The organism is Occallatibacter gabretensis (assembly GCF_001449115.1).
Lineage (GTDB): Bacteria > Acidobacteriota > Terriglobia > Terriglobales > Acidobacteriaceae > Telmatobacter > Telmatobacter gabretensis.
The window spans coordinates 297,107-311,364 of the sequence record NZ_LAIJ01000007.1 but is presented as its reverse complement, the minus strand read 5'-3'; the positions used below and the strand labels follow the sequence as shown (position 1 = coordinate 311,364).

Annotated in this window: 6 protein-coding genes and 1 pseudogene; 2 read left to right on the top strand and 5 right to left on the bottom strand. The window is 53.8% G+C overall.

The window, feature by feature from the left end:
• Positions 1 to 111: 111 nt before the first annotated feature.
• The 3 genes and pseudogenes from VO84_RS06015 to VO84_RS23275 form a co-directional block, all read right to left on the bottom strand.
• Complete coding sequence (locus VO84_RS06015) at positions 112 to 7,920, bottom strand: SpvB/TcaC N-terminal domain-containing protein (protein WP_058186421.1); 7,809 nt, start codon at positions 7,918 to 7,920, stop codon at positions 112 to 114.
• Between the two features lie 254 nt (positions 7,921 to 8,174).
• A pseudogene (locus tag VO84_RS23280) lies at positions 8,175 to 8,294 on the bottom strand (winged helix-turn-helix domain-containing protein); the annotation flags it as partial.
• Entirely contained in the window at positions 8,239 to 8,697 is a 459-nt protein-coding gene (locus tag VO84_RS23275) for a response regulator transcription factor (protein WP_197413918.1), read from the bottom strand. The pseudogene VO84_RS23280 and the gene VO84_RS23275, both read right to left, overlap by 56 nt.
• Here VO84_RS23275 and VO84_RS23425 point away from each other — a divergent pair.
• Positions 8,602 to 8,916 (top strand): outer membrane beta-barrel protein, encoded by a 315-nt coding sequence (locus VO84_RS23425; RefSeq protein WP_456243279.1) that lies wholly within the window; start codon positions 8,602 to 8,604, stop codon positions 8,914 to 8,916. The genes VO84_RS23275 and VO84_RS23425 overlap by 96 nt on opposite strands.
• Before the next feature lie 130 nt (positions 8,917 to 9,046).
• On the opposite strand, the gene VO84_RS06000 is transcribed toward VO84_RS23425, so the two are convergent.
• Positions 9,047 to 10,183 carry a hypothetical protein gene (locus VO84_RS06000; RefSeq protein WP_058186415.1) on the bottom strand — a complete coding sequence of 379 codons (1,137 nt, stop codon included), beginning with the start codon at positions 10,181 to 10,183 and terminating at the stop codon, positions 9,047 to 9,049.
• Positions 10,184 to 10,425: 242 nt separating this feature from the next.
• Between VO84_RS06000 and VO84_RS05995 the strand changes: the two genes are divergently transcribed.
• Positions 10,426 to 13,503 carry a protein kinase domain-containing protein gene (locus VO84_RS05995; protein ID WP_197413917.1) on the top strand — a complete coding sequence of 1,026 codons (3,078 nt, stop codon included), beginning with the start codon at positions 10,426 to 10,428 and terminating at the stop codon, positions 13,501 to 13,503.
• An 11-nt stretch (positions 13,504 to 13,514) separates the two neighbouring features.
• On the opposite strand, the gene VO84_RS05990 is transcribed toward VO84_RS05995, so the two are convergent.
• Positions 13,515 to 14,078, bottom strand: coding sequence for an ECF-type sigma factor (locus tag VO84_RS05990; RefSeq protein ID WP_082661756.1), 564 nt, complete (start codon positions 14,076 to 14,078; stop codon positions 13,515 to 13,517).
• Between the last annotated feature and the right edge of the window lie 180 nt (positions 14,079 to 14,258).

The following is a 14,258-nucleotide window of genomic DNA, read 5'->3' as shown; positions in this document are numbered from 1 at the left end:
GATGATTCGCTACGAGATGTGATTGAAAGAAATGTTCGTAGCGCTCGCCACAAACCGTTGGTCGTATACATCTTTGCTTTGTCTGCGGTCGTAGCAATGGGCGACTCACAATTATCGATAGCTGCTCCTTGGTATTCCATAATGATCTAGAATTTGCCCTACTTCTTCATGGAATAAAGCGTCCGTTGCCACGTTATGATGGTCCGTCAGGCCACGTGACCACCAGAAGTGGTGAAGCGTTTCATGGACGATTGTGTCTGCTATTTGCCGCCGGCTAGCGAAAGCCAGTTTTCCGAGTTGACTTCCTAGACCCTCCTTGGCGACCCCCAAAGGTTTTAAAAACGGATTGTATTTGGGGATAAATGGCAGTTCAAAACCTGGCAGATCATTCGCTAGCACATGGCGTATCAAAGCGTTCCGAACGAATGCAGTCTGACCGCTTACATGGCTTAAATCCTCCACATACTCCGTGTTTTTTCCCAATGGTGTTCCTGAATACTCTTCGCGAATCTGCCCCGCTGCATTATTCCCCTCTCTGGCGCCTCCGCCTTCCGCTGGAGGCGGTTCGAGTGGCGCTCCCCAGGCGAATTCCACAGGACCCGTATCGCCACCCCCGCCCCCACCTCCTGCTGTGCCTTCACCTAATAGGCCGGGCAAATCCAACGCTACCGGGATCGCGAAAAGTCTGTCGTTTTCTCGGATGACTTTGTTTTCCCGCGAATCCTTGCCAGTCCGATTCTTGCCGTCGTCGTCCTGGTAAATGTGGCTGTCGTTGGCATTCTCAAAAGCTTGGTTTCCACGCAGAGCGGCAAATAAAAATCTCTGATTCAGGTTGTAGCGCGTAGCATAGGCCGCTGCCCCTATGTCGAATATGTCAGCTAGATTGGCCTTTGCTGGGGTGTTATTGTCATGAGAGAAAATAGAATGATCCTTGGTATTCTGAGCGAATCCGAGATCTATAAGGGTCCGAATACTCTCTCTATCGGCGTAGCGCGAGTGTACCCCATAGCGGTGAACAACTTCGACATCTGACTCGAATTCGCCTGGAGAGATTGGCGGAAGCTTGCGCGAATCAGTCCCACCTAAATCAGTCAACAAGACAGGACAGTTTCGCGCATAGGCGTACATGTCAACGCCATCACCTATTCCTATCGGATCACTCGATGTCCACCTTCCCAACCACGAAGCGTAGTACCGTACCCCGTGATAGTTAAGTCCCGTTTCTTCATCTCGCTCCATTCCGGTGTAGCGGTAGCGTTTCAGGGCTACTTCTACTGCGCTGCGTCCTGCCTGATACGAAGTATTGCCGTAGGGGCAGTACTCTTCATACGTGATCACATTCGCATAGTCGTCCAGTTCAAGAGAAGCAGAACCGAGGTGATTGCCGAATTGATAGCGGACAAGCTGTTCTGCTAAGCCATCCGTCCCTTGCGTTCGTGTCTCCACCAGAGCGATGCGTTGTTTGTCATCCATGACATGCAAGGTTTCTCGTTCCAGGGTGACTGCACTTAGCGAGTACTCGCGATAGACCTCAAAACCGCCGAGGTAGAATCTTTCGTTCTTCTTGAGCTGCGCAGCCGACTCCGTCACCTTCCGAATACGCTGACCGCTACCCTCGTACACGTAGTATGTCCGCTCGCCCTGATGCGCGATGCCGTCGGCATCAGTCGAGTTCACAGCCTGCCGCTGCGACATGTATAGAGCGTCCTTGAAGTCCCATTGCATTAGCTGCAGTTGCGGCATGTCGATCATGTTTCCATGAAGGTCATACCCATAGGTCTCGCTCGGTGGCTGTTCACCAAAGCCGGTGGTGCTCAGCCGATTGCTCATGTTTGCAGGTTCGAGCAGGCTGGCTTCGTTGTAGCTATAAGAGCGCGTCCATCCGGGGCTACTCGCGCTGCTGCTCTTATGAATGAACTGAAGGAAGTTGCCAACCGGATCGTAGTTGTATTGCTCCGTATAAGTTCCCATCGCGTTGCCGTCACTCGGATTGAGCAAGCCGGCGCGAGGAATGTCATTGTAAGACCCAGGTGTCGCCGCCAGCTGCTTGCCATTGTTATCCAGCCCAAGCTGCTCGCGTCCACTAGCCTGTATTAGCCGATAGATGGCGTCATACGTATAGTCGCTGCTCGGCGCCACGCGCTGGTTGCTGAAGAAAACGGCATTCTGGATATCTGCGTCGTCCTGAATGTGCGTAATGTTTCCGGCGGGGTCATAAACATATTGAAGGTCCTGCACAACCTGCTGATTAATGGGAAATGTGGGGCGGGTAGTGGTGAGGCGAGTCAGATGGAAAGTCGTCTGATCATAGGCGTAGCTTGTCGCAGCACCGTTGCCATAATTGATCAGGGTTCGCTGTCCTTTGGCGTCGTAATCGATATTCGTAACGAAGGGTGTCGAGCTTGCTGCGCCCTGCAAATTGACGCTCACTGTTTCAAGCAGGTTCGCTTCGTTGTAGGTTGCGCGGACGACACTCCCGTCCGGCGTGGTGCCCGCCAGGGGGCGGTTGAGAGCGTCATATTGCGTGCCGCTGGCAAAAACTTTCTCCACCAGTACCGGTGCGGTCGTAGATGACCAATCAGGGAGGGCCCTGTAATCATCGACGAACTGGCGGCTGCAGCGCAGCATGTTTCCCTTGAAGTCGTAGGCCTCCTGCTCTCCAGTTGTTGGATTGATCGCGGCGCTGGTTACCACGCCGGCGGTATCGTAGACCTGATACACGCGGGTGTTGAGATTGAGCGCGGGCGAGAGTCCTTCACCGTACACGGTTTTCTGTATCTGAACTTCCGCTGCTGTTGTTCGCGCATCCGAGTTGACAGCGTCAATTCCAAGGACAAACGAACCCAACGGACGGCGCAAAGTATCATACGTTGTTCTGAAGTTGTGTCCACGCGTATCCCAGGCGTGGATCAGCTTGCCTGTAACGTCATTGAGGGTCCAACGCTCGCCAGCTTCCATGCTCGATTGATGAATTCGGTTGCCGAGCATGTCATAGTCGTATTCCATGACTTTGCGACCGAGCGCATCCGTCACTGACCGTTGAAGGTCCTGAACATCCAGTTTCACGCGGGTTGCGTATTTCTGCTCTCCGCCATTGTCCGCAATGGTCAGAAATGATCGCCTGAGAACGTCGAAATACGCAATAGAAGGAGTGCCTGCGTGTGCGGCGGCCTTTCCTGCGGCCTCTACCTCTTTAGCCAGAATGACTGGATCGGGCCAGAGTTGGGCGGACTGGCTTGCATATGCGGGATCGGTGCGCAGAGCATACCAAGTCGGCAGATAATCACTCTCTGGCAGCGTCTGGAAGAAGTCTCCAATATCGGCATCCTCAGCGGGGTTTGCCTGCAGGATTGTATCGTTCACATCCCAACTCTGCGAATGCCATGGATCGAAGACCACCTTCTCGTAGGTCTGGTTGGGATGAAGAGTTGCCACAACCCTTTCAACCGGGTCATAAAAGAGTGTGGAACTTACACCCACCTGCACACCAAATTCAAATTGATGCCCTTTCGCAAGTTGGCTGAAAAAAGGTTCGTACTGACGAACAGGCTTACCCTTGTTGTTGAAGATGACCCATCCGTTGCCTACCCAACGCGGGTCGACAACAGGACCTTGATCAACCACGGGACCTGGCTCCGCCTGGACTTTGTTCTGAATTTCGCGCCCTAAGCCATCGGAATAGCTGAAAGTGATCTGGATCTTGGTCGCCTCGTCCGTTGCCAGATCGCTGACGTGCGTCTCGCGAGCTAAAGTGGCCGCAAAGATGGGCTGCCATTGGGTTGGGTCTGTTGGTGCTGCAGCCTGCGAGTTCTGGAATCGGTTTAGATCGTAAAGGATGCGAGTAGTAGCCGTTCCCAGAAGATCGTTTGCGATGGAATGTGGATCGTCAGCTGCAAAAAAATCGTTAACTTGATCGTCGGTCAAATCCGGGATGAAGTTGTTGAGTGAATCCCCGAGCACAGGACTATTAGAGGCCTTGCTCATCACTGCGGTGCCGGCCACCATGCCAAGAATGTCAAAGCTGGCGGCTACGCAGTTCCCATTGGCGTCGGTGAGCAATAAAGGCTGCAGAACGCGGTAGTCATTGACGGCAATCGTGGTGTTGCCTATGGCATCGGCTGTCTGAATGGGCAGCAATCCGTAATTGTCGTATGCGACTGTAGCGGCGTTACCGAAGGGATCGTCAAAACGGCGCGGCAGAAAACCGCTGTTGCGAGCCTCCTGCAATTCATCCGGAATGCCTGGAGCGACTGAATAGTAAACACGTCCGGATTGTGTCCACCAATCACCGTTGCCGTCCATGTCCACATATCCGCCACCGTCAGCGCCAATTTCGCCTAACACAGTGACCGGCGTAGGCAGCAGAGGCGTTCCGCCGCGCTCATAGACCTGCGCGATGAGCGACTCTGTGAAAGCGAGTTCGTAGCTGCAGCCAGAAATGGCCATAGATTCGAGCTTGGCTAATGGCAACAAAGCTTGCGGGGAACCAGCAGATGCACCGAGGTCATCCGGCCGATACAAGATGCGTGCCTGCCCGAGAATTCGGCGGTAAGGTTCGCCGGGGTTCAATCCCATAGGGTTGAGATCTTCATAAGCAATGTCATGGTTTCCATCGCTTGCTGCCTGGATGAGGCCTTGCATTTTTGTAAATCCAAAAATGCTAGTCAAACCCTGGTGCGTGTTCTCCGGTTGGACCTGGAGGAGCTGATAAGTGTTTGCTTCGGCGGGCAGTGGAACGCGATAGCTGTCATCCGCAATGATTGCGTTGGTATATGAGTTGTCTAAATAAGTGGCCAAGAGAATGGATTGTTTTGAGCGATCCTCTGCAGTGAGAGCTGTGGACGGGTCGGAAAAACGACGCCCATAGGCCACGGTGACAGACTGCAAAACATTTCCGAATGGATCCACTTTCAGCGTCATTGCATGAGTGACTCTTGGATCAGCAGCAACGATTGCGTTGGACGGCGGCGGGATCTGAGTCGTTATGGTGTTGTCCACAACGCTGTAAAGTATTCTTTCGTATTGAAAATCAATAGCTTCACGCGGATGCGCGAAAAACGTGCCGAACTGGTTCGGGCCTCGAGGCTGGACAACCTCGATCATGTAGTTTCGTTCCGACGCGGTGTACGGCCGATCCGCCATCTCGGTGTCATCGAGTGCATAGACCTCCTGCCTTAAAATCGATCCGCGCAGCGCGCGGCATGCTTCCCGAAGCTCCTCTGGCGAAAGGGTGTAGGGCCGATGTGTGCCATCGGGAAGCAAGATAGTTGAGGGCAAAACTGTATCGTCAAGGAGCATGGCCTGGAGTTGCGAGTCAGGTAGACCCGCGATTGCACCGGAAACATCTCCTTCCGCGTAATACTCCTTTTCGAAGCAACTGGAGATCTTTGCCGATTGAAAATATGCACCCGTATGAAACCAGGTTTTCGTTAACACTGACGGCACATTAAAGGCAGTATCCAGGTTATTGGACTCAGGAAAATCAGCGGAATTTGCGAGGGCTGAGAATTCCTGGGTGTCCCATTGATCAACACGCCCAAAACCACGAAACTCGCGTTCGACTCCATCGAAGAAGCCGTGATGATAGGCATATCGTGTTACCAGCAGATTGCGCCCTACACAGTCATAGGTCTGCACGAGTTCGACAACATGCACTGGAAAGGGAAGGCGAGTTACCCATGGAGTGCCGGCTAGTTTGTCCTCAACATAGAATTTGGTGGACGGCGCATATTGAATCATCGTTTCGGCGCCGAGGTTATTTGTAATTTGCACCAATAGGTGCGGCTTCTGGCCGCCCATCAAATCGATGTAACGCATAGGCCTTTGAGCATTACCCGCAAGTGGAGATGACCACACCAGACATGCTGTTCCGTTGCCCAGAAGATCAAAAACTGCAGCAGACGAGAGACTATCCACAGTGGGGAAATGGCCTAGTATTCGCGCCGTTCCCCAGCCATTTCCAGACTGGTTAAAGTAAAGCTGGACTGAACCGCCGGCGAAGTAAAGAATGTCGACTGTCCCTGAACCATCGATGTCCGCGAGATGAATACGCTGCCCGTCGAACAGGTCCGGACGGTCGAAAAGTGGCGCATGATCCATGATGACTTTGGGACCGAAGTTCCCATAGCCAAGGTTGGGCCAGTAACACACATCTCCATTGCGAACACGAACAATGTCGGTTAGTCCATCGCCGGAAATGTCGGCAAGAAAGATGGATTCCGTGCCGTCCGAGAAGAGGATCCTTGGACCTTTCTCCTCGTCCAGGGCCTGTGGCGAACGCTGCCCGGTGGCAAACCCCAGTGTCGCCAGCGATTTGTACCACCAGAAACCGTCGCCTTCATTTACCAGCAAATCTGCGAAGCCGTCCCTGGTAAGATCGACAAATTTTAGTTCAGGGTTATGCCAGTCCAAAACCGGCAATGATTGAAAGCTGACGAATGGCGTCCAATCAGCATTTTCAGTTCGTTCGAAATAACCGGGCATCGGAGCTTGAAAGTCCACCAGATCCAACTGACCGTCACCAGAAAGGTTGAGCAGTTGTTGCCGCCCGCCATTGAGATTGGCCGCGGCGGGTTGTCTGGCAACCAACTCCAGAGGTCCGAACTGCGGAAGCGTGCACGCTTCGCCGTTAATGGTCTGCAAATTTGCAGGGCTCAGGTTTGGTTTGTAAAACCAGCTTCCAGCTTGCTCAGTAAGGATGCCCGCTGAACCTTCCCCATTCAGATCGACCCAGCGGTACTGGATGTTTTCAATTCCATACGGCGTGTTTTCCCGACTCCTGGGATCAATCTCCCGTACGGTCTCATCTACGGTTGCCTGCGTGTACTTAAGTTCCAGAAGAGGCAGTGATTTTGAAAAATATCCGTCGGCGCCGTTGCGGCTATAGCTGGTTAGGGTTGCAGACAGCAGGTAAGAATAGAATGGCTGGCTCGCATCCTGAAGATTCTGAGGGAGAGCATATGAAAGGTCGGTTGAACGCACCAAGCAGTTGGGTCCAACGTTCGTCTCAGCCGGGAAATGATGAAACATCAGCGTTCGCCGACAGAGCCGGTAAGTCCGAATTTCAAACGTCGATCTATAAGTCGAAAAAGGATCGGGCCGGAGGGTCCAAAGGGTGCCTGTCTCTTGTGGAACAGGATTCAGAAGATCGTGCTCGCCGTAGTCGAAGACAAGTTCGAAACACCAGTCGGTTGGCAGCGGCACTTCGGCGGCAGCTGTCAGGTCGGGAAAATAGGATGTGAGATTACCGTAGAAGACATGTTTCAGATAACGGTTTGCAGAACGGCCCATATCGGTGCGGTTGCGCTCGTTTACTTGCGTGAAATCAATGGCGCTCGAGTCTTCTGACTTGTACTCAAATACCATTGCATGCCCTTTATCGTCATAGGTCATGCAGGCAAGCCATTTGAAGACATGGGCCGGATTTGCCGGGTCTGCAATCCGGCTTTCAGGTGTTTTGCCGTACCAGGTCGTGACGTTGTCACGGGAAATAGAACGCCAGAACGTGTCTTGAGAATCTGTCAGATTGACCCAGCGTTCAATTCGCGCAAACAGCCCTTCTACGCGGGGACGATAACTATGAATTGAATATTGGCTGCCATAAAGCGTTCTGGTTGGTGCAATATCCCGCACCCATTGCCCGCCAACTTCCTCAAGGGAAGGTATAAGGTCCTCGGCTCCAGACAAAATGAATATGTCGGATTCCCCGGCGTCCTCGTATTGTGGCAGGCCTTTCTCGGTTTTGCGTGCCACAGCCGGCAACGCCAATGTCCATCCAAATCCGAAGGGACCATTTCCCGAGCCAGAATCATAAGAGAGCGAGAGTTGAGGCTGAAATCCAGAGCGACCCGGGCTGGTGTAGATCGGTATATTCAGAGATCCAGTGCCAGTAACCGGATTGGCGCTGAATTTTTCTCCCATCCCTCGGATCGCGCCACCGCCTTTGGGAAGACTCAGGGAGGGTGCCTGGACGGCATTCGACGACGAATCAAGCGAATTCGAAGGCCTCGAATGCACGGCCTCTGAGCCGAAGCCAGCTCTTTGCTTTGACGGTTCTTCGCTCAGTCCGACCAAAGTAGCAGCCGCCTACGCTATAGTTACGAACGGGAGAGCATCGTTTCACTTTTAACCGGGAAAGTCTAGTGGATTTTGCAAGTCAATTGATCAAAACTACGTCATGGCTCCCGAAAACGGTACCCGATATAGCTGTCGGTGAGAAGGTACGCTGGGTTGGCTGGATCATCTTCGATCTTCTTGCGCAGCTGGCCGATGAGAACGCGCACATACGCATGATCGTTGACAAACTCCGGCCACGCAACGCATGAAGCAGTCGCGCATGGGTAACCGGTCTGCGGCGTGTGTCATCAAAAGCTGAAGCGCATTGAACTCGCGCGCAGTCAGGTGCACCTCGGATCCATTTCGTTCAACACGCCTGCGAACCGGATCAAGCTCGATGGACCCAATGAAGATGGCCATTTCTGCAGGTATTTCCGGAGCTCTGAAGCGGCGAATGGCGGTGCGTATTCTGGCGGTCAATTCGCGGAATTGAAATGGCTTGGTCACGTAATCGTCGGCGCTGGCCTCCAACGCCTCAACCTTGTCATCTTCATCGTCGCGGACTGTCGGCATGAGGATCTGCTGCTTTGCAGAGACTCGACGGATACGGCGACAGGTTTTGATACCGCCGATTCCTGGCATATCGCAGTCAATGGTGGCCTCGCGAAGATTCTCGTCAGCCGAGAGCACTGGCATGTACGCTTCGAATCGACGTTTACCAACGTGCTGAACCATACCAACTTCGCGCATCCTGCAACGAACATTAGCAATCCCGGCTCGTTTGGCAACCTCACAGCAGCGCAGACTGCAAAGAATGCGGGCCACCGCACGGGACAATTCGCACTGCGGGTTGAGTTCTAAAGCCGAGGCGGAGGAAAGCCAACCGCCGCCGAAGATGGGCCGGAACTTCAAGGAGTTCCGGCCCGCACTTTTTGACTGCAAGGGCAAAGAACGGCACGAAACGACTATTGCAGCATTGAATGCACTACGGTCACCGTTTCGGCACGTTGAGATCGCTCAGCCCTTTGTATTTCTGGTATGCTTGCACCTTTTTCACATCCCCGGTGTCAATCGCAACCTTAAAAGACGCTGCTCCTGCGTCAATCTCCCCGGAAGTGATACTGCTGTCCATCGTCACAATGCCTTTACCGGCTGAATCTTTTGCATAGGTAAACTTGCCCGTCTCGAAAAGCTTCTCCTGGTTCATGCTCTGTAGAACCTTATCGAGATTCGTTGCCTGTTGATCGTCCAGATGCGTGATGATATTGCCGCTCTCCGCCTTGAAGTGCAGGGTCTTCGCGCCCATCTGCTCCTGCGCCGTCAGGTTGTCCATCGTGGCATTCGCCTTCTGGATCAGAGCCAAATTCGCCGGATCGCTCGTGCCAAGGTCGGCATCCGCAGCGCTCGAATGCAGAGAGGAAAAGAGCTTATTGGCTTCGTCAGGCTTGCCCTCCGCCAGCAGCTTAATGACAGGGGCATTCTGCTCAATCGTCCTCACATCGGATGGATAGAGATTGGTTCCCTTCAGGTAATGGTCTTTTCCTCCGCCTAGCCACTCATTTACTTTGCCAACCTTGTCCAACTCGTGTCCTACGCTTTTTTCTTCCCGGCTGCCTTTGTTTTCAGGATCGTAAGGTGCAAATTTTGGGCCGAGGATATCTGTTATCGTGAGGCCACTGGCTCCCTTTGCGCTCTCGTCCTTCTTCTTAAGCTTCCCCATAATTCCGCCACCGGTCTTATCCCCGGCCAGCGCCATATCCAGTCCCGAACCAGTCAGCTTGATCTGCACGCCCGCGCCATCGGTCGACACCTGGAACTTGATCGGATGTCCTTTCTTATCCACGCCCAGATCCAGTTGATCCAGCCCTGTCTGCACGCCCTGCGCCTTCAGCCAGTCTGCGCCCTTGATCGCATCGCTGGGCGAAACCAGTCTGTTTTGCTCTACAACGCTCGGTTTCTGCGCCTGTAGCGCAGACAATTTCTGGGTGCTGGCGCATAGTCCCGTCGCCAGCAGAATTAACGCCAGCCATCGTCGGCTCTCTGACAGCGCAAGGCTATAGGCAACAGAAGATTCGGTACTCGGACCGCGGAGGCAGGCTAAAAAAATAGGAAGATTTTTGGCGCGCACAATTTCTCCTGTAATGGATAAGCGTATTTAGTTGAGCTGCCGCCTTCGGGGACGGACGACATGAAGACGTTGTTGTATTGTTATGCGTATAAATCACAGTCAGGTGCCACGAGGTTTAAAAAATAGGCAACCAGTGGCTCACACGTATGACGACGAAAAAAAAACGATTCATACTGTGGTTTCTTAACGCTGTTTTAGCCCTGTCGCCTGCGTATATCTCGATGGCGCAGCAGCATCCTTTCGTGTCAATCGGCGGATCAAGTTCTCCAAAGGTGGGCTGCCTGTTCCCGTTTGAAGACAGCCGAGGAAGGCTTTGGCTGGCGGGGTGCCAGACCGGGTCTGAAGGCCTCTATGTATTCGACGGCTCGCGGTTTCTCTCTCCACAGGGGGTACAGAATGGCGGAGTTGTACGCGGAATAGTGGAGGATTCAGAAGGTGGAATCTGGCTCTCATCGAGCCAGGGCCTTTTTCGGATTTACCAGGGTAAGCTTACGAACGTCTTTGCCGGACTAGCGCTCGCAGGCATTGTGCGCGTCGCGCCCGACGTCTTTCTATTTACCATGCAATCGCAGGGACAAAAGTCGGCCACGACTGACGCGATCCGTGTTTCCAGAACAGGCAATGGATGGCGGTTCGATAGCGTTCTGACCAATGTACGGGAGATTCAGTTTCATCAGGATGCGGCAGGAAATCTTCTCTACGGATGCACAGGCGGTTTCTGTGAGCTTTCGGCTGACGATGTAGTCAGATGGAAGCCCGGACAAAAGCTCGTCGTCCGTCAATATGTGTTGGGATTGGGAGACGAGTACGCCACTGGTTCGTCGGCTGTGTTGCGCGACAGACAAAATTGCATCTGGTTCCGTAGCATCGCTCAAGCCTCTTATCAATGCCCACGTGATGCGAAGCCAATCCAGCTGGATCCCAGATATGTTGGTGCCGGATATCCCCAACTCTATGAACTTGACGATGGAGCCGTCTTAATCCCCAGCTTTGCCAAAATTGCCATCGGTAGGCCGGAAAAGATGGAGGTAACGAATATCTCAACCGGGATCGTAGTTCCTCTGCGGGACGGAGGACTGGTGGCCAATACTGCGGATGGCCTTATGTACCTGCCTAGGCGTCTCAAACTGGAATACTGGAGCAGATCGGAAGGGCTACAGGGAAACACGTGGTCGATCGCCCGGAGTCAACAAAACATGTATGTCCAGGATGATGAAACCACGAAAATTCTGGATGCTGACAGAAAAACCTGGCGCTCTTTGGAATCGCCGGCAGGGAGCATGATGCCTGAAGCCGACGGCAATATGCTTGTAGCGCAGGGGAACACCGTCTATCGAATGACGCCCGGCTGGCATGAGCTGGGGCGTTCCCAGATCGCTGATCTAAAAGGATTGACTCGCCGACGCGATAACAATATCTGGGCAGTCGGTGACGTTCTCTACCGAATTGACTCCGGCAACGGAAAACTGTCGTTTGAATCTGACAATGCCGTCAGAGTTGCGCCGGATACTCTCAACATCAAAGAAGACGCAAACGGAGTCCTGTGGGCATGCGGCCAATACGGACTGATGCGAAGAGTGACCTCGGCATGGGAGCCGGTGCCGACTGAAAATGCCGATTCAAATTCGGGATGCGAATCGCTGGCGGTTACGGCAGACGGCAGCGTCTGGTATTCGGCGCGCGTGAAAGGGGTTGTCTATTATGTTGAGCAGGCTGCAGGCAAAACACCCGTTGCGCGAGTGGCGCCTACAGTCGGCGAGACTGGCGGCGTAACCAATGTCATAACAGTCGACAAACGGGGCTGGATCTGGCGGGGTAATGCGGACGGCCTCTATGTTGCCGATCCCCAACAGGCGCGCCAGGGGAAATGGATTCATTTAGGTCTGACCGATGGCCTGCCTGCCCTCAACAGTAATCAAAATTCAATCTTTGAGGATAGGGACGGCTCTATATGGTTTGGCGCAGATTATGATGTTATCCACTTTTTCGTCCCTGACGATCTGGTTCATCCATCTCTCGCGCCCTCTGTTGCGATAACAGGATTTTCCTCCAGTGATCATCCTCTGCGCATCGACGAGGCGAGTGCACGATTTCCGAGCGGCTCAGTTGTAACAGCGCATCTTGGCTCTTTACAGTTCGACAGGCGTCAATCGCTGCATATGCGATACCGGCTTTTGCCGGGAGATGGCGCATGGAGAGAAGCAAACGATTTTGATTTGCCGCTTGGCAGACCGGGGTGGGGCAAACACACGCTGCAACTGCAGGGACAGGTTGGCAGCGGGCCATGGTCACAGCCGGTCGAGCAGGCAATGGCAGTAATGGTTCCGGTTGCGTTGACGTGGCCGGCCCTTGGTTCGTATGCCTTCGTGGGAATCGGTACCGGCCTCGCCGGCCTTCGATGGAGACAGAGACGCAAGGAGATAATGCGCCGCAGATTGCCGGATCTGGCGCCGTGGCGGCTGGCCGCGCTCTCCCCGGAATTTCAATCGCTGGAGGGTAAGCTACTCGACGACAGGTTTCGTGTAGGCGCAATCCTGGCGCGCGGAGGGTTTGCATTAGTTGCCGATGGGCACGATGAAAGTCAGGGAAACAAGCGCTGCGCCATCAAGGTCTTTTACCACGACGCAGTTGATCAGGAATGGATCGGACATCGCTTTCGCCACGAGGTGCGCGCCCTTGAACAGTTGAACCATCCAAATGTGGTGGGCATCTACGGCAGCGGAGTGGCGCCGAATGGCTCGTTTTACCTCGTCATGGAATTCATTGAAGGCATCACACTACGGACACTGCTGGATCAGGGACCGATTCCGCCGCGGCAAATTGCTCGTTCCCTGCGCCAGGTGGGCAGCGCGCTCGATGCTGTTCATCGCCACAATATCTACCACCGTGACGTGAAGCCTGAGAACCTGATGCTGCGTCATGACGCTGCGCCCGGCCAGGAGCTGGTACTGATTGATTTTTCCATTGCAATTGTTAAAGACCCGGACAAGACGGTTCACGGACTTTCTCGCGCAGCCGGGACAATCGGCTACATGGCTCCGGAACAGGCAATCGGTTTTGCGCACCCCGCCACAGACATTTACAGCCTTGCCAAGGTGCTCATTGAGATGATCACCGGTACGCGATTGGCGATGTTACTGCCGGACGCTTCAATGGATCTGCCCGACCGGATGCGCGATCTGATTCCGTCTCTGCCCGTCAGGCTATCGGCCGAGTCCATTCAACTTTTCAGCTCCGCGTTTGAGTTCGATCCTGCGCGCAGGCCGGCAAATGCTGGGGAATTTGCCGATTGCATTGCCTACGATCTGGAATCCGATTAATTCAGCTCGTGCTACATCTGCCGCTTCAGCCAATCGCGGCCTTTTTCCCAACGGTGGCGAACCTGACGAAACGTCATGCCTGTGTGAGAGGCAATCTCATCGAAGGTGAAGCCGACGAAGTAGTGCATATCGACTACTCGGGCAGCCTGAGGATCAACTGCCGTGAGCAGGTCCATAAGCTGTCCGATGCGGACAATGCTCTCGAGATCTGTATTCTCTGCATACTGATTGAACGCGGCTTTGTCGAAAGGCTCCGGCGAGATACCGTTCCCCCGCCGCTGCGCCAGCCGGGCCCGCGCAAAGTCGACAAGTATGTGACGCATGGCGAGTGAAGCCAGAGCATAGAAATGCCGTCGGCTGGTAATCTCCCAACCGCCTTTGCTCATGTTCTTCATCCACACTTCATGAATGAGTTCGGTGGGAGATAGATGCGACCCATGCCTTTCGCGCCTCAGTTCGCGCTCGGCAATATTGTGAAGCTGGGGCAGGACCGTCTGCAAGACAGACTCGGCCACTTCGATATCGCCTTCAAAATAGCGTTGCAACTGCTCAGTTAAAGAAGTCTGGGCTGCCACGTTCTTCCTCGGTCAGGTGAGGTTATGTGTTTTGCGCTGGTTGATTTCAGTCCTAGCGCATGAATTTTTTATATCGCTGTGGCAGAGAGAGCGGTTTTTTCCGCATAACCCTATAGCAGCCAATTCTACCTTCCTTCCCCCCGGAGCGGTAGCTTCATTCACCATGCTCGTCGAGCCCCG

Coding starts and splice junctions, on each gene's coding strand:
- VO84_RS06015 (WP_058186421.1), bottom strand. CDS start 7,920: ATGGGAGAAAAATTCAGCGCCAATCCGGTTACTGGCACTGGATCTCTG.
- VO84_RS23275 (WP_197413918.1), bottom strand. CDS start 8,697: ATGCCAGGAATCGGCGGTATCAAAACCTGTCGCCGTATCCGTCGAGTC.